Origin of the sequence: Mesorhizobium sp. B2-3-13 (assembly GCF_006442195.1) — a bacterium.
Classification (GTDB): Bacteria; Pseudomonadota; Alphaproteobacteria; order Rhizobiales; family Rhizobiaceae; genus Mesorhizobium; species Mesorhizobium salmacidum.
This window is the reverse complement of sequence record NZ_VFVQ01000004.1, coordinates 198,035-214,641: the sequence shown is the minus strand read 5'-3', so window position 1 is coordinate 214,641 and position 16,607 is coordinate 198,035. Positions and strand designations below refer to the sequence as shown.

At 60.5% G+C, this 16,607-nt stretch carries 13 protein-coding genes and 1 tRNA gene; 5 read left to right on the top strand and 9 right to left on the bottom strand.

Annotated elements, in window-relative coordinates:
* Nucleotides 1-14: 14 nt before the first annotated feature.
* From FJ941_RS07205 to FJ941_RS07190, 4 genes are read right to left on the bottom strand one after another with little or no spacing between them, the layout of a single operon-like run.
* Nucleotides 15-791, bottom strand: coding sequence for an enoyl-CoA hydratase/isomerase family protein (locus FJ941_RS07205; protein WP_140504264.1), 777 nt, complete (start codon nt 789-791; stop codon nt 15-17).
* Nucleotides 784-2,385 (bottom strand): acyl CoA:acetate/3-ketoacid CoA transferase, encoded by a 1,602-nt coding sequence (locus FJ941_RS07200; RefSeq protein ID WP_140504262.1) that lies wholly within the window; start codon nt 2,383-2,385, stop codon nt 784-786. The genes FJ941_RS07205 and FJ941_RS07200 overlap by 8 nt, the downstream gene beginning before the upstream one ends.
* Nucleotides 2,382-3,398: a Gfo/Idh/MocA family oxidoreductase gene (locus FJ941_RS07195; RefSeq protein ID WP_140504260.1), complete on the bottom strand. Its 1,017-nt coding sequence runs from the start codon at nt 3,396-3,398 to the stop codon at nt 2,382-2,384. The genes FJ941_RS07200 and FJ941_RS07195 overlap by 4 nt, the downstream gene beginning before the upstream one ends.
* Nucleotides 3,395-4,453, bottom strand: a complete 1,059-nt coding sequence (locus FJ941_RS07190; protein WP_027142938.1) for a LacI family DNA-binding transcriptional regulator — start codon at nt 4,451-4,453, stop codon at nt 3,395-3,397. The genes FJ941_RS07195 and FJ941_RS07190 overlap by 4 nt, the downstream gene beginning before the upstream one ends.
* A 242-nt stretch (nt 4,454-4,695) precedes the next feature.
* On the opposite strand from FJ941_RS07190, the gene FJ941_RS07185 reads away from it, so the two are divergent.
* Nucleotides 4,696-5,850 carry a dihydrodipicolinate synthase family protein gene (locus FJ941_RS07185; protein WP_140504258.1) on the top strand — a complete coding sequence of 385 codons (1,155 nt, stop codon included), beginning with the start codon at nt 4,696-4,698 and terminating at the stop codon, nt 5,848-5,850.
* A 534-nt stretch (nt 5,851-6,384) separates the two neighbouring features.
* On the opposite strand, the gene FJ941_RS07180 is transcribed toward FJ941_RS07185, so the two are convergent.
* A complete protein-coding gene (locus tag FJ941_RS07180) occupies nt 6,385-9,054 on the bottom strand; it encodes a type I restriction enzyme HsdR N-terminal domain-containing protein (RefSeq protein ID WP_140504256.1) in 2,670 nt (889 codons plus the stop codon).
* 135 nt (nt 9,055-9,189) lie between these two features.
* Between FJ941_RS07180 and FJ941_RS07175 the strand changes: the two genes are divergently transcribed.
* Nucleotides 9,190-10,337 (top strand): IS3 family transposase gene (locus FJ941_RS07175; protein ID WP_140504254.1). Its coding sequence is split into 2 segments (ribosomal slippage): nt 9,190-9,439 and nt 9,439-10,337, totalling 1,149 coding nucleotides; the frame shifts between segments, so codons are not numbered across the junction.
* A 276-nt stretch (nt 10,338-10,613) separates the two neighbouring features.
* Here the strand turns inward: FJ941_RS07175 and FJ941_RS07170 are convergent.
* Together FJ941_RS07170 and FJ941_RS07165 are read right to left on the bottom strand one after the other, a co-directional pair.
* A tRNA-Val gene (locus FJ941_RS07170) sits at nt 10,614-10,688 on the bottom strand.
* A 116-nt stretch (nt 10,689-10,804) separates the two neighbouring features.
* The gene (locus FJ941_RS07165) at nt 10,805-11,167 is read right to left on the bottom strand and encodes a response regulator (protein ID WP_006199474.1); all 363 of its coding nucleotides are present in this window, start codon (nt 11,165-11,167) and stop codon (nt 10,805-10,807) included.
* Nucleotides 11,168-11,329: 162 nt separating this feature from the next.
* Between FJ941_RS07165 and FJ941_RS07160 the strand changes: the two genes are divergently transcribed.
* Entirely contained in the window at nt 11,330-12,271 is a 942-nt protein-coding gene (locus FJ941_RS07160) for an N-formylglutamate amidohydrolase (protein ID WP_127869910.1), read from the top strand.
* Between the two features lie 388 nt (nt 12,272-12,659).
* Nucleotides 12,660-13,433: a histidinol-phosphatase gene (hisN, locus tag FJ941_RS07155; protein ID WP_140504252.1), complete on the top strand. Its 774-nt coding sequence runs from the start codon at nt 12,660-12,662 to the stop codon at nt 13,431-13,433.
* 94 nt (nt 13,434-13,527) lie between these two features.
* Here hisN and FJ941_RS07150 read toward each other — a convergent pair whose 3' ends face one another.
* The gene (locus tag FJ941_RS07150; protein ID WP_140504250.1) at nt 13,528-14,505 is read right to left on the bottom strand and encodes an alpha/beta hydrolase; all 978 of its coding nucleotides are present in this window, start codon (nt 14,503-14,505) and stop codon (nt 13,528-13,530) included.
* A gap of 479 nt (nt 14,506-14,984) precedes the next feature.
* Here FJ941_RS07150 and FJ941_RS07145 point away from each other — a divergent pair, with 479 nt between their 5' ends.
* Nucleotides 14,985-15,452, top strand: coding sequence for an Hsp20 family protein (locus FJ941_RS07145; RefSeq protein ID WP_027142918.1), 468 nt, complete (start codon nt 14,985-14,987; stop codon nt 15,450-15,452).
* Between the two features lie 70 nt (nt 15,453-15,522).
* Here the strand turns inward: FJ941_RS07145 and FJ941_RS07140 are convergent, their stop codons facing one another.
* The gene (locus FJ941_RS07140) at nt 15,523-16,575 is read right to left on the bottom strand and encodes a low specificity L-threonine aldolase (RefSeq protein ID WP_140504248.1); all 1,053 of its coding nucleotides are present in this window, start codon (nt 16,573-16,575) and stop codon (nt 15,523-15,525) included.
* Nucleotides 16,576-16,607: the final 32 nt, after the last annotated feature.

Below are 16,607 nucleotides of genomic sequence, written 5' to 3'. Positions count from 1 at the left end.
ATTTCCACTCTGTCCTAGGAACGCGAAAACACGGGCTTTTGCTTGGTCTTGAAGGAGCCGACGCCGGCCTTGAGATCGCCGGTGAGCGCTATGAAGCCGCTGGCCAAGGCTTCGGTCGCGGCAGCGCTTTCTTCGCCTTCCGCCACTGCGATCATCAGCTTGGCGGCTTCGGTCGCCAGCGGCCCGCGTTCGGCGATTTTTTCAGCCCATGTCTTGGCTTCACCCGACGCTTTGCCGGTTTCGACGATGCGGTCGACGATACCCAGCGCAAGCGCTTCCGCCGCCAGAAAAATCTCGCCACCGACAGCCATACGGCGCACCGTCTGAGCGCCGAGGCGGCGCACCGCGCGTTGCGTGCCGGACCAGCCGGGGACGACGCCGATCGAGGTTTCGGGAAAGCCGAGTTTCACCTGCGTTTCCGCGACGCGAAAATCGCAAGCGACAGCCAATTCGAGCCCACCGCCGAGCGCATGGCCGGACAGAACGGCGATGGTTGGCTGCCGCAGCCGTGCCAGCCGGTCGAAGACACGGTGGCCGTAGCGCACCCATTGCACCTGGAAATCGGCGGCACTCATGCCGCCCCAGGCTTCGACATCGCCGCCGGCGCAAAAACCCTTGCCTTCGCCGCATATGAGCACCACGCGCACACCTTCGGCGCTTTCCGCCTCGTCGAGCGCCGCTTCCAGCGCGCGCAGCATCGGGATGTCGAGCGCGTTGAATTTTTCGGGCCGGCGCAAGGTGACGGTGCCGATCGCACCATCCTGCTCGAAGGTGACGAGGCGCTCAGCCATGCACGCCTCCGAGCGGGGTGCTGCCATTGAGCGAAAGGCCGATCGGCCGATCCTGGTAGAGCGCGGTCGGCGTCACCTTGAGGTCGTTGGCTACATTGAGCGGGATCTCGGCTTGACCAAGCACATCGCGCTCGAGGTCGATGCCCGGCGCCAGTTCCGTCACCATCAGCCCATCTGATGTCAGCTTCATCACGCAACGCTCGGTCACATAGGTGATATCCTGTCCCTGCGCGACGGCGCGCTTGCCGGAGAAGGAGATGTGCTCGACCTCCTCGACGACTTTCTTGACCTTGCCTTCCGCGTCGATGCGGATGCCGCCATCGGCGAGCGACAGCTTGGCTCCGGCATTGAAGAAGCCGGAAAACACGATCTTCTTCGCCCGCGACGTGATGTCGACGAAGCCGCCGGCGCCGGCGGTGACATGCGGCCGTGCCGAAAGCTTCGAGACGTTGACCGAGCCGTGGCGGTCGATCTGCAGGAAGGAGAGCAGCGAAGCGTCGAAGCCGCCAGCCTGGAAATAGATGAACTGGTGCGGCGAGGGCATGATCGCCTCGGCATTGGAGGCGCAGCCGAACTTGAAGTCGAGCAGCGGCACGCCGCCGACAGCGCCCTGTTCGATCAGCCAGGTGACCTTGCCGTGCTGGCCTTCTTCCAGAAGGATGCGCGGCACGTTGGCCGAGATGCCGAAGCCGATATTGACGGCCATGCCGTCGCGAAGCTCCATGGCGACGCGGCGCGCGATCACCTTCTGAACGTTCATTTCCGGCGTGCGGAAGCTCGACAGCGGTCGGAAGATTTCACCCGAAATCGCCGGGTCGTAAGGCGTCAGCGTCGTCTGCAACTGGTCGGGCGCGACGACGATATGATCGACCAGCACGCCCGGCACGCGCACATCATGCGGCTTCAGCGTGCCGTTCTCGACGACGCGCTTGACCTGCGCGATGACGATGCCGCCATTGTTGCGGGCGGCGAGCGCCTGTTCCAGGCCGCCGAGATAGGCGCCCTCATGCTCATAGGTCAGGTTGCCGCGCTCGTCCGCCGTGGTGGCGCGGATGATCGAAACCTGGGGCACGATGGCGCGGAAATAGAGCCATTCCTCGCCGTCGAATTGCTGCACCGACACGATCGGCTCGCCGGCGGCGGCGTTCATCGCGCAGCCCTGGTGGCGCGGGTCGGCGAAAGTGTCGAGGCCGACCTTGGTCAGCACGCCCGGCCGCTTGGCCGCGGCCTCGCGGTGCATGTCGAACAGGATGCCGGAGGGCACGTTATAGGCGGCGACGGCATTGTCGCCGATCATCTTCCAGATCCGCGGCGGCTCGGCGGAGGAGGGACCCGACGGATAGGAGCCGCACAACGTACGCCTCAACAGGCCCGGCTTGGCCAGATGATCGATGCCCTTGATGCCATACATGTCGCCAGCGGCGATGGGGTGCAGCGTGGTGATGTCCTTCGGATGGCCCTCGCTGTCGAAGCGTTCGCCGATGGCGGCGAGCACGGCGTCCGGACAGCCGAGGCCGCTCGACGAGGACACCGAGACGACCATGCCATCCTTGATCAGGCTGGCTGCCTGCGCCGACGAAACGACCTTGCTCAATTCATGCTCCCGAGTTTCGGGTCGATCTTGACGGCTCTGCCGGAATTGGCCGATTGCAATGCCGCCTCGGCCGCGGCGAGCGACCAGATGCCGTCCTCGCCGGTGGCGGAAGGCTGGCCCTCGCCACGGATCGCGGCATGGAACCGGCGCACCGACCTGACATAGAGATTCTCGCGGTCGAAGCTCAACTCCTCTTCGCCGCTAGAGGTGCGCAGAAGGACAGAGCCGACCGGTTTCTGCGTCATCACGTTACGGGCGATCAGCGAGCCTTGGGAGCCGTGCACCTCGAAGCCGGTGTCGGCAAATCTGGTGGTGAAGCCTTCATGCGATTGCGCGATGAGGCCCGACTTGAAGCGCCAGATACACATGGCGCCGTCTTCCAGCCCGCTGCCGGCCATACCGGCGGATTGCGTGAAGGCGGAAACCTCGACCGGATCGTCGCCAAGCACGAAGCGTAGCGTGTCGGCATCGTGCACGGTGATGTCGAGCACCACGCCGCCGCCCGCCTCAGGCCTGGCGATGCGCCAACCCTGGAGGTTTTCGGGCAGGTAGACGGCGTGAAAGACCCGCGCGGCGATCGGCTGGCCGATGCGGCCTGCGGTAACAGCCTCGCGCATGGCACGGTGCGCGCCGGCGTTGCGCAGATGATGATTGGTTCCGAGCACGATGCCCGCGGCCTTGGCCGCAACGACCATTCTGCGCGCGTCGTCGCTGGTCAGCGCCAGCGGCTTTTCACACAGCACATGCTTTCCCGCCTTGATCGCGGCCAGCGCCTGTTCGAGGTGCAATTCGTTGGTGGTCGAGATGTAGACCGCGTCGATGTCGGATCCGAGCAAGGCATTGAGATTTGATACGGCGGCTGGAATGCCATTTTCCCTTGCATAGGCCGTGGCGCGTTCGGAGTTGGAGCTCATTACCGCTGCTATCGCGCCATCGGCTTGCGCGCGAATGGCGTCGATCATGAATTGCCGGGCGATCGTGCTGGCGCCGATCAGCCCCCATTTGACGCTCATGTCGCGGCTCCCGTAGGCGCGGGCCTTTTTTGCGTGCGGCGATCTGGGCCGCAGCTTTCCCTGACCACGAGATTGACGGCGCCGATATGGTCCTCGGCGCGCGTGGTGCGCGACTGGATCATCTTAATCATGACGTGGGCCGCGCGTTCGCCGAGACCGGCGGAGTCCACCGCGACGCTGGTCAGCGGCGGCATATAATGTTCGGCCTCGACCACATCGTCGAAGCCGACGACGGCGAAATCCGGGCCCGGCTCAAGTCCACGCTTGCGCAGCGCCAGCATGACGCCGAAGGCAACGGCATCGTTGAAGCAGAGCGCCGCGGTTGGCGGCTCCGCCATTGCGAGTGACGTTTCCAGGCAGGCCATGCCGCCCTTGCGGTTGGTCTCGCCCTCGATGATGAGCGCGTCGCGAGCGTCGATGCCGAGCGTCTCGCAGGCCTCGCGAAAGCCGCCCAGCCGCTCATGATAGACCACCAGATCAGACGAGCCGCCGAAGAAGGCCAGGCGTCGATGTCCCTTGCCGACGAGATGAGCGGTGGCGAGATAGGCGCCCCGATGATTGTCGGGAGCAATCACCGGAATGCGGCTTTCAGGCAGCCGGCGCATGGCGAAGGCAATCGGCAGACCGGCTATTTCCAGCCGCCGGAACGCCCCTGGCGTGGTGCCGCGCGCCGGGGAAACGATGAGCCCGGCGACGCCCTGTTCCATCAGAGACTTCAGCACTTCTTCCTGGCGCACCGGATTTTCGGCCGTGTTGGCGATGAAGGGCACGATGCCTGCCGATTGAAAAACACGCTCCATGCCCACTGCCAGTTCCGCGAAGAAGGGGTTGGTGAGATCGTTGATGACCATGCCGATGACGTTGGAGTGGGCCTTGCGCAGATTGGCGGCGCCGCGGTTGTAGACATAGCCGACATCCTCGATCGCCTTGCGCACCTTGACCGCGGTTTCGGGGCGGATCAGCCCGCTGCCCTGGAGCACGAGCGATACGGTCGATTTGGACACGCCCGCCTCGCGGGCAATGTCGAAGATCGTCGCCTTGGCCCGACTGGCCATCCTGATATCCTCCCCGGTTTTTTCAATCGAATTTTATTGGAACGTTCTAATCTCTGTTCCATGGATGAGTCAATCGGGATTTTTCTCAATCAAAAAGAAGTGGTCATGGGCGGTCGAAATATTGTGGCGCCCAAGGGTTTCCGTGTGCAGCGCAGCATTGGCCGGGGTTGGTCAGTTCGAATCTCAAAGCTTCTTGATTTATTGGAACGTTCCATTTATAGGAGCTGCGAAGGGAGACATCCATGGACATTGCCTTGCCTGGCGAGGGTGGCCGCGGCACACCCTACGCCCTTGTCGGACAGCCGGTCCAGCCGGTGATCGGCGCGCGGTTTCCGCGCATCGCCTATGCCGCCGCCCATGTCGTCGCCGATCCCCTCAAGATGAGCGATCCATGGTCGCGGCCCGTTGTCGATTGGGACAGGACGATGGCGTATCGTCATCATCTGTGGCGGCTCGGCTTCCGCATCGCCGAGGCAATGGACACGTCGCAGCGCGGCATGGGTTTCGATTGGACGAATGCGCGGGAATTGATCCGCCGTTCAATCGCGGAGGCGCGGACCGTCGCTGGCGCCGATCTCGCCTCGGGTGCCGGAACCGACCATCTGGCGCCGGCGTCGGCCAGGACACTGGACGATGTGGTCGCCGCCTATGAGGAGCAGTTCGCTTTCATCGAAGGCCAGGGCGGCAAGGCGATCATGATGGCTAGCCGCGCGCTGGCGGCCGTGGCGAAGGGGCCGGACGACTACGCCCTGGTTTACGACCGCATATTGGGCCAAGCCTCCGGCAAGGTCATCCTGCACTGGTTGGGCGACATGTTCGATCCGACCTTGAAAGGCTATTGGGGCAGTGACGATTTCGAGACCGCGCTCGACACGGTGATCGCCATCATCGAGCGCCATGCCGGCAAGGTCGAAGGCATCAAGATATCGCTGCTCGACGCCGGCAAGGAGGTGGCGCTCAGGAACCGGCTGCCGGACGGCGTGTTGATGTTCACCGGCGACGATTTCAATTATCCCGAACTGATCGCCGGAGACGGCAAGCGGCACTCGCACGCATTGCTCGGCATTTTCGACGCGATCGCGCCGGTTGCCAATGCCGCGCTGGCGAAGCTGGCTGACGGCGATCGTGCCGGCTACGACGCGCTGATGGCGCCGACCGTGCCGCTGTCACGAAAAATCTTCGAGGCGCCGACCGAATATTATAAAACCGGCATCGTCTTCATGGCCTGGCTCAACGGCCACCAGGACCATTTTTCGATGGTCGGCGGCATGCAGTCGGCGCGCGGCATCCTCCATTATGCCGATGTCTTCCGCCTAGCCGACCAGGCTGGACTGCTGGCAGATCCGGAGATGGCGATTGCCAGGATGAAGAGCCTCTGCTCCGTCGCAGGCATTTAAGCGAGTTTCGCGATCGGATCAGCCGTCGTCCATCCCAGTCGGCGCCAAGACGGGCGCTCCGCGATGCAAGGTCCGATTGTCCGGGTTGGATGGTGGGCAGGGCTACCCACCATCATCTCAAAGCCATACCTGGCCCGCTTGGTAAGAAGGAAGCCACAATGTCTCCCTTTGATGCCTCACTTCTCACGTCGCTGCCCAAATGTGCAAGCAGTTTGCTCCAAAGGCAGGCTGGGCAGCCTACCAGACGCGGCGAGGCAAATGACGAGCCATTGGACCGCAGAAAGGCGTGAAAGGCGCTGCGGGCGGCATACAGCCGCGATCCAGGGAGAATTGAGGAGGGCCGTCCACCATTATCTGCAACAGGACGGACAGGCAGGAGGAGTCAGTCGGATTCCGCGCTTTTGTTTCTACATAAGGTCACTTTAACGACCCTGGACCCCGACGCGGGGAGGCTAGCGTCCCATGAGACACCGACAATCACGATACCGTTCAGTCCGAGGCAATAAGAGGGACCAAGAACGCGTTCGCTGCATGTCAGCCCTTATGGGTATCGGTCAGTACTAAGTTCATCCGTTTGCCAACACTGTCTAGGTTTATGACCATGACACGCAGCTTTGATCCAACTTCAATGTCCGACCGCGCCGCCACGCCTCCCTTGATACTAGATGAATGCACAAGTCCCGTAACGCCAGGTTGTAAATCAATAAATATCCCGAACTTGGTCTTGTTCGCAACCTTACCGGTATGCTCTGTCCCAGCTGGAAATCTTGCTTCAGCCGTTGACCATGGTCCTGATACAATCGATCTCTCAAAGGCGTTCACAGCGTTGCTCGCTTGATCCAGTCCTGTCAGGTCATCGAACCGCCTGTCTCCAAACACAGCATCGTACGCCTTGGCGTCCTTTTCCCTGGCCTTCCGCAACGCTTCAACGCCAGCTTTCGCATTGTAAAGGACTGTACGAGGAAGGTATTGCTGACCCCCGTCCTTTATCCTAAGCGCTATTGCATCAGCGGATGCCAAATCTTCAAACCACGTATCCTCCGCGACCGCAGCGAGATAGTAGACATCTGTGCAAATCTGTAGATGAACACGGCCGGCAGGAGCAAGTGCGACTAGATCGTCATCAGTAAGCTCTGTGGTTCGGAAGTCTTCGGAGAGAACACAGAATCCTCGAGCTAGTGCCTCTAGCTCTCTAAAGAATACCTGTTGCTCCACTCCATACCTCGACAATTCGGATCGAATCTGTGACACATGCACGTAGCCCTTAAGTCGCTGTGGTCCAAAGATATTTGATTTTTCGTCCAACAATTTTAGAATTAATAGTCTGGCAAAGAAGCTTGGCCTTTGATCAAGTTCGCTGGCGGCGTACAAATTCTTAAGATAGGCTCGATCGCTGTCGTAAAACCGCAGATTTGTCCGCAACAAGACGGTAGTAACTAGGCTAAGCGGGAGGACATATTGGCCCTCACTCTGTACCATTTTAAGGATGTGGTCCTCTTCGATGTGGCCACTTGTACAGAACTCGAGAAATATCTCCATTGCCCTGCGCATGTTTCTGCCCGCGAGCCCGACAATCAGGCGGCGAACATGCATATCATGCTCAAACACCGAGCGAAGTATGGATGACAGATAGTGACTTTGGTCCGACGAAGGATAGTCAACGTGCATGCCATTGGGAAGTTCGTAGCGCAGCATCTTCTTGCCGCCAGCTTTGACCGATCGCATGGCCAACTGTACACGGCTCTGTAATATCTTATGAAAGAGCGGAGGCTCAATTCGAAACACAAGGTCCTTCAGCGCAGTGTCGAGCGGAGCTTCGTCCTGATGGTTGTCATAGGTTTCCTCGCGTATAGGTAACACAACCAAGGCTCTAAATTCTTTCTGTATCCATTGAGCAGCTTCGAACATCAGAAGTTGCTCATCTCTTAGTCGTTTGTCGCAATTATCAAGTACTATGACTAATAATTTTCCACGATTAGTGGAGCAATAAGCCGCGTGGTTCTGCGCGACAGTATGTTTATTTGTTAGTATTGACTGAATGTGGTCTGCCAACTTTATGTTGTATGTATTTTGATCACCCTCATACAATCGACCAACCCCTTTCCGAAACTGGTTGACCTCGACTGCGTGGACCGACTTGATGGCATCGAGATCATCGTAGTCGATGCTGGTATCGCTATCTTTGCATTGCGAAATGAGTTCTGACCGCAACCAATCGTAGATCTCTTGTCGAGATATCGGCGCGGTGTTCATATTGAGGTGCAGCCATACGGTCTTCTTTTTTATATCAGTAGGCAGTGCGACTTCTCGCAGGTGGTCAACGAAGCTGGTCTTCCCTGCTCCGGCGCTGCCAACGATCAATAGAACTTGACGCTCCAGAGACCTATCTGAACGCAGGACCTTTATGATCTCGGTAGGCTGGGTAGTGTCATCGAGCGTCTTCGACCTTGCCTCAGAAGGTGGAGTTGAGGCGCGGATGACCTTGTCAATTGGGTCAATATAGCGTTCCCGTCTTTTGGATGAGATATAGCCATTCTTAGCTATAAAGGTTCGGTCAGCCAGGCTTATGGGGTTGAATATGTGCGAGAAGTCAGCAGATAGAGTGGCACCAAATGAGTTCATTCCAATTTCTTCCCGCTGGAAGGCTACACCGCCCACCTGCTTACGTGGCTTCCAAAATCTCTTTGGTCGGACGCTTGGTAATATCTGCGAGAAAGCTACCTCTAGCGCTTCACGACCGAACACACGGACAAGTGCGGCAAAGTCAGAGTGATAGACCTCGATAGAGGCGTGATCCAGGACTATTTGTGGCTTAGCCTGATCGTAAGCACCGGCGTAAAGGCGCGTGCCGTCTGTTGCAATTATCCTGCTTGCGGGCTGTATTCCAGACGGAAACAGGCTGTTTAGCTCCGCTGCGTAGAGACGGGCTTCTCGGAAAGCCTCATCGAGGTCCATTCCGGGAGCCTTTGCTTCGGCAACCAGAAGCGGTAGTCCGCCTCTGGTAACAATGTAATCTGGAAAATAGAGCTTCTGCTTATCGCCCTTCCCAATAGGAAGCTTCCGTATGTTTGCCTTGGTCTGGATCTCGGCTCTGTCGTAAGATAGCCCGCTTGGGGCTTCGCCTATCATCAGCGGGTAGAGAAACTTCTGTTCAACGTCACTTTCAGTTTTAAGGATTGCGAGTTCCGGTTTGGTGAATATCATGAGTACGTCCCCCTGCTGCCCATTTCTGGCATGGTAGCGGCTTCGCGCCTAGAGCAGTTCTAGTGAGAAAACTCTGGCCTGCTGCCGGTTTCGTGGACACCGAGATAAGGTGTTTAATGGAACTGGAGAGTTGGAATGCAAAGAAGGAAGTTCAGCCGCGAGTTCAAGCTTGAGGCGGTGAGATTGATCAAGGATCGGGGCGTTGCGGTTGCCCAGGCTGCCCGCGACCTCGATCTCCACGAGAATGTGCTGCGCAAATGGGTGCGCGAACTGTCGACCGATCCGCAGCATGCCTTTCCCGGTCATGGGCAGATGAAGCCGGAGCAGCAGGAGATCGACCGGCTGCGCAAGAAAGTAGCGAAGCTGAAGGCGGAGCGCGACATCCTAAAAAAGGCCGCAGCCTACTTCGCGAGGGAAGTGACATGAGGTTCGCTTTCATCGCGAGGCACCGGAACATATGGCCGGTGGCATGGCTGTGCAGTGCGCTGGATGTATCCCGGTCGGGCTTCCATGCCTGGCTCAACCGCAGTCCCAGCGCCCGCTCCCGGCACGACGAGATCCTCGTCTCCAGAATCGACCGCAGCTTCAAGAGCAGCGATCGCACCTATGGTTCCCGTCGCGTCTGGCACGATGTTCTGGCCGAGGGTCTCTCCTGCGGCCTGCATCGCATCGAGCGGCTCATGCGGGAGAACGGTTTGCGGGCCCGGCCTCGGCGTCGCGGACTGCCGAAGGATACGGGCGAGCGAGCGGCAGTGTCGGACAACCTCCTCGACCACACCTTCGAGGCATCGGCACCGAACCAGAAATGGATCGCCGACTTCACCTACATCTGGACCGCGGGGGGTTGGCTTTACGTTGCCGCCGTGGTCGACCTCTTCTCCCGGCGTGTCGTCGGCTGGGCGATGAAGGCCGACATGACAGCCCAACTCGTCACCGATGCGCTCATCATGGCGATCTGGCGCCGAGGCAAGCCCGACAGCCTGCTTCATCATTCCGACCAAGGATCGCAATACACGAGCGAGCAGTTCCAGCGCCTGATGGCCGACCACGGCATCATGTGTTCGATGAGCCGGTCGGGCAATGTCTGGGACAATGCGGCCATGGAGAGCTTCTTCTCGTCGTTGAAAACCGAACGCACAGCCCGCAAGGTCTACAGGACAAGAGATGCCGCCAGGGCGGATATGTTCGACTACATCGAGCGCTTCTACAACCCTCGGCGGAGGCACTCGACACTGGGCTATCTGAGCCCCGTGGAGTTCGAGGAACAAGCTATGTTAGCTTAACCTCGTGTCCGAAAAACCGGCAGCAGGCCAGGGCTTGGCCGACATAGCTTAGGTGTCGAGCCAGAGACAAGGCTTCTGAGCCAACCCTCGTATCAAGCGAAATTTTGAGACTTGTTGGCGTTCTGCTGCCGGCAGTGCAAGCTCTGATCAGTGGCCAGCGAAAATAGAAAACCCGGTGACGGGAGATTTCGAGATAGGTCGGATTACGCATTCTGATGCATCCCCTGGATGCCTCACCAGCGAAAACCTAGCGTAACACGCTGATTTCTAAGAGGATGGTGGGCGTGACAGGGATTGAACCTGTGACCCCTGCAATGTCAATGCAGTGCTCTCCCGCTGAGCTACACGCCCATCCGAAGCCGCGCATACACCATTTTTGGTCCGGCGCGTCAATAGCAGGAAAAGAGGAAATACATGTCGTCTCGCCGCGGCTGTGGATTGGCGCCCGGCGGCTTGCGGGAGGCGGCTCAGGCCGCCTGCAGCATCTTTTCGACCTCGTTGACGAGATCGCGCAAGTGGAAGGGCTTGGACAGCACCTTGGCGTCTTTCGGCGCCTTGGAATCCGGGTTCAGCGCAACGGCGGCAAAACCGGTGATGAACATCACCTTGAGGTCGGGGTCGATCTCCGTGGCGCGACGCGCCAGCTCGATGCCGTCCATCTCCGGCATGACAATGTCGGTCAGAAGCAGCGAGAACGGTTCTTCGCGCAGCCGCTCATAGGCGCTGGCGCCGTTGTCGAAATCGCTGACCTGATAGCCGGCGCGCTCCAGCGCCTTGACGAGGAACCGACGCATATCGTCGTCGTCTTCCGCCAGAAGAATGCGTGCCATGATATCCCGTCCGAATCACCCGCCCGAGACTGCCGTGGGGCAGGCCCGTTAACCATCCTGTATATGAGGAGGTGAGAGTAAACATCAAGTGAACGCGGACGCGCTTGACCCACATTTGCCCAGCGGCACGACCGCCGAAATGCTGGACATGCGGCCAGCAAGGTGGCAGTTTCATGCCATGATGCACTGGTGTTTTCGGGTTCGTTCAAATTGAAGACGGCAGCCGAGGATTTTTCGGTCTTTCCACCCTTCGAAATCCGTTCGGGCGCCGAGCAGCGCGTCCCCTTTCTCTTCAATTCACCGCATAGCGGCCGTTACTATCCCGAACGCTTCCTTGCCATGGCAAGGCTCGATCGCAACGCCATCCGCCGCTCGGAGGATTGCTATGTCGACGAGCTGTTCGGCGGCGCCGTGGCGCTGGGCGCGCCGATGCTGGCGGCGAATTTCCCGCGTGCCTATCTCGACGTCAACCGTGAGCCTTGGGAACTCGACCCGCGCATGTTCGCCGAGCCGGTGCCGTCCTTCTGCAATATCCGCTCCGCGCGCGTGGCCGGCGGGCTCGGCACCGTGCCGAAGCTGGTGGGCGAGGGGCTCGACATCTATGCGGGCCGCTTGCCGCTCGCCGAGGCGGTTGCCCGCATCGAGGCCGTCTACAAGCCCTATCACGAAACGCTGAAGCGGCTTTTGACCAGGACCCATGCCCGTTTCGGCTTTGCCGTGCTGATCGACTGCCACTCGATGCCGGCGAGCATCCGCGTCGGTGACAATGGGCTGCGGCCGGATTTCATCATCGGCGACCGTTTCGGCATCTCGGCCACCGCGGCCCTGACCGAAACCGCGATCGGCCTGCTGACCGCGATGGGCTATACCGTCGCTCACAACAAGCCTTACGCCGGCGGTTTCATTACGGAACACTATGGCCGCCCGGCGCGTCATCTGCATGCGCTGCAGATCGAGGTCAATCGCGGGCTCTACATGAATGAGCGGACATTCGAGAAAGCCGCCGGCTTCGACGCGCTGGCCGACGATCTGACGCGATTTTCAGCCGACCTGATGGCGATGCCAGACCATCATTTCATCGACCTGCCGCTGGCCGCGGAGTGAAGATCACGCCTTGTCTCATGCGTGCCACTGCCCAATACACTTTGCGGTATTTGGACCCTTTGCAGTATTTGGGCGGCACGCTCCGGGAGCGGCGGTGAAAAAAAGACCGCATCGTTTGCACGATACGGTCGAAGTCTAGGGAGGAAACGCCCAAGGAGGGCATGGACAGGAAACCCTGTCCATGATTGAGGGTATTGTGCAGCGCACAAATGTCAAGCGACGTTTAGGCTTTTTTAATTCAGAGTGATGTGGAAATTGCGTTTCGTTGGCGGGAACGTGACATTTGGGCAACAGATGTCGCTGGCGAATAATCCTCGAACACCCTTGTTTTGGCACGAAAGTGGCGGCAAACGACAGTCCGGGGCATGCCGTAATTCGGGAGAATCAGTTGGACATCAGCATCGATTTCATGCGCCGCATCGCGCAAGCGGCGGCCGCCGAGACCTTGCCGCGCTTTCGCGCCCAAGGTGCGGTCGCCAACAAGGAGAAGGGCAGTTTCGATCCGGTCACCGAGGCCGACCGCGAGGCCGAGCGCGCCATCCGGGCGTTGATATCGGCCGAGTATCCCGACCACGGTATCCTGGGCGAAGAGCATGGCAGCGAGAACATTTCCAGCCGGCATGTCTGGGTGATCGACCCGATCGACGGCACGCGCGCCTTCATCTCCGGCCTGCCGGTGTGGGGGACATTGGTTGGGCTGACGGTCGATGGTGACGCGGTCGCCGGCATGATGGCGCAGCCCTTCACCGGCGAGCTGTTCTACGCCAATGGCTCCGGCTCGCACTATGAGGGACCGGGAGGTCCGCGAAAACTGTCGACCCGCAAGACGACGAAGCTGGCCGAAGCGACGTTGTTCACCACAACGCCGGCGCTGTTCAAGGGCGAGGCGCGCAATCGCTATGACGCGTTCGAGCGGCAAATCCAGCTCGCCCGTTATGGCGCCGATTGCTATGCCTTCGCCATGATCGCCTCGGGAAGCGTCGACATCGTCGCCGATCCTGGATTGAAGCCCTATGACATCGTGGCGCTGATCCCGATCATCGAGAAAGCCGGCGGTGTCGTCACCACTTTCGACGGCGGGCCGGCGGAGAATGGCGGCGATGTTCTGGCGGCGGCGACACCGGAGCTTCATGCCGCCGCCATGGCCGCCCTGCGCGGCTGATATCGCCCCTGGTCAGTGCAGCCTTATCGAGCGCTGGAATTCCGCAGGGGTGCGCCCGTAGACCTGCCTGAATGCCGCCTGCGTCTGGGAGAGGTCAGGCCGTCGGATCATCCGAGCCGGGGACGAAGGCGTCGAAGGCGGCGAGGAATTGTTCGCGGTAGAGGTCGACTTCCTGCAGGATTTCGTGTTTGGCGCCGTCGATCATCAACAGCGAACCGAGTCTCAGATTTCTCGCATATGCTTCCACCGCCTTGGTCGAGACGACCTGGTCGGCGCCGGCGGCGATGATCAGCAGAGGCACCTGAATGCGGGCCATGAAGTCGGGGTCGCTTATGGCTTCCGACGCCTTCGCCGCCGCCTGCAGCCAGCGGACAGTCGGGCCGCCAAGTGCCAGTTGCGGATATTCTTCATAGATGCGCGTGTTGCGGCGATAGCGTTGCGGATCTGATGTCACCTTGTTGACCTCGAAAGGCAGCGTCTGTCTCGGGCGTGGACCCCAGGCGGCATAGAGCCGGCCGAGCCCCAGGGCGCAGAAAATCGAACAGACCCGGCGCACCGTCCCTATCGAGACCGGCAGGTCGGGCAACGTCAGGAATGGCGCGATCAGCACCATGCGCCGCACGCGGTTCACCATCGACGGCGCGGCTAGCAGCGTGATTACCGCCCCGGCGGAATGGGCCAGGATGTAATAGGGTCCACGGCAGTCCGGCAGCACGATCTCCTCGAAGAACTGCTCCAGATCGGCCGTATAGTCGCGGAACGACCTGACATAGCCGCGCTGGCGATCGCGGATCAGCCGGTCGGAATCGCCCTGACCGCGCCAGTCGAGGGTGGCGACACCGAAGCCCCGCGCGGCAAGGTCGCGGATGGTCTCGAAATATTTCTCGATGCACTCGTTGCGGCCGCCGAGCAGCACCACGGTGCCCCGCATTGGACGCGCCACCGCCGCGAACAGGCCATAACGGATCTTCTTGCCGTCGCGCGTGGTGAAAAAGCCGCCCGTGACGTTTTCCGGTCGCGGATTGCCTTCAACTTCGTGAAAAAGGGGTGTGTCGTGGAAAAGATCCGTCATTCGGCGCTTTGTGCTCGGCGTCTTGGCGCGCCAGCCCTTCACGGCCAGCCTCGTCAAGGTGATAGACGCCCACACATCAAAAGCAAAGCAAATCCGGGTTATGGAGGCCTGCAACGGGGAAGGCCGGAAGCGGCTTTGAGCGCGCTTCCGGCCCCTGTCGATCCGGGAGGAAGGGACGTTAACACCCGGTTCGGCCTCGATGCGGCACCTCTGCAAATCCGGCGCCGCCAATCCTTGATCTTGAAAGCCACTTTAGCGGCGGCTGTCTGAACGGGCGCCGAAGCGCCGGTTCATCTGCCGTTCATCAAAGCCCGGCGGCCTCACTCTTTTGCCGTCAAACGAAACTTGAAATGCTTTCGAACGCTCCCCAGATGTGGGTTGCGGCCGCCAATGTCGGGGCCGCTGGTCCAGCCGAAACGCCGCTTACGGGTTTCGCACCGGCCATACGCAAACCATGTTGCTCAACAGGAGAACACCTCATGCGTCACGTTGATTTTTCCCCGCTTTACCGTTCGACCGTCGGCTTCGACCGTCTCTTCACCATGCTCGATTCGCTCGCGCAGCCCGACGGCGCGCAGACCTATCCGCCCTACAACATCGAGCGCACCGGTGAGGATTCCTACCGCATCTCGATGGCGGTTGCCGGCTTCTCGGATGACGAGATCTCCATCGAAGCCCACCGCAACGTGTTGACGGTGAAGGGTGAGCGCAAGGACGAGGGCACCGGCGAAGGCTCCGAGCTGCTCTATCGCGGCATTGCCTCCAGGGCCTTCGAGCGCCGCTTCCAGCTTGCCGATCACGTTGAAGTCGTCGGCGCCGCGCTGAAGAACGGCCTGCTCTTCGTCGACCTCAAGCGCAACATTCCCGAAGAGCTGAAGCCGCGCAAGATCGCGATCACCTCGGCTCCGGCCAAGGCCAAGCAGATCGAGGCCAAGACGGCAGCCTAAGGTTTAGTCTCCCTCCCGAGACGGAAAGCGGCGCCGAAAGGCGCCGCTTTTTTGTTGTCGCGAAGCCTGACTATCCCGCGATCAGCTGGCCAAAGCGGTCGACTTCCTCCGAGGTCGTCGCAAAGCTGGTGACGAAGCGATAGAGCAGCTCGTCCTCGCCGATATGGCCGTCGAAGCCGTGCGGCCTGTGCCAGTCGTAGAAGGCCGCGCCCGCCGCCTGCAGCTTCTCGGCTTCGGTTTTCTTGATCACCGCGAAGACTTCGTTGGCCTGCGGCAGCCAGGCGAGCTTTGCCGTGGCCGAATCCTCGATCGCGGCCGCCAGGCGCGCGGCCATGACATTGGCATGCCTGGCGGTATCGAGCCACAGCCCATCCTTGAAATAGGCTTCGAACTGCGCTGCGACGAAACGCGACTTCGAAAACAGCTGGGCGGCACGCTTGCGCAGAAAAGCCAATTCCTTGGCGCGATCGAGATCGAACAGCACGATCGCCTCGGCGCACCAGCAGCCGTTCTTGGTGCCGCCGAAGGACAGGATGTCGACGCCGCGTTTCCAGGTCATTTCAGCCGGCGTGGTGTCGAGCGCGACCAGCGCATTGGCGAAGCGGGCGCCGTCCATGTGCAGCGGCACGGAATGGTGTTTGGCGATCGCCGCAATCGCGGCAATGTCGTCCAGGCCATAGATCGTGCCGACCTCGGTCGACTGGGTGACCGAAACGGCCATCGGCCGGCCCCAATGGACTACCTCGCCGGCGAAACGGCCGATCGCCTTGTCCAGATTATGTGGCTCGATCTTGCCCAGCGGGCCGTCGACGGCGTGAAGCCGCGAGCCGCCGGAAAAATGTTCCGGCGCGCCGCACTCGTCCTCGATGATATGCGATTCGCGGTGGGCGAAGGAAATGCCGCCGGGCTTGTTATAGGCCGTCAGCGACAGCGAATTGGCGGCGGTGCCGGTCGCCACGAAGAACACGGCCACTTCGCGCTCGAAAATCTCGCTGAAGCGCTGATAGACGGTTTGGTCGAGGGCACCATCGCCATAGGCGGTCGAAAAGCCGGCGGTGTGGGCCGAAAGGCCGGCTGCAATGCTTGGATGGGCGCCTGCCCAATTGTCGGAAGCGAAGAACATGCGTCTGCCTGTGCTGGGGAAATCGCCGGGAC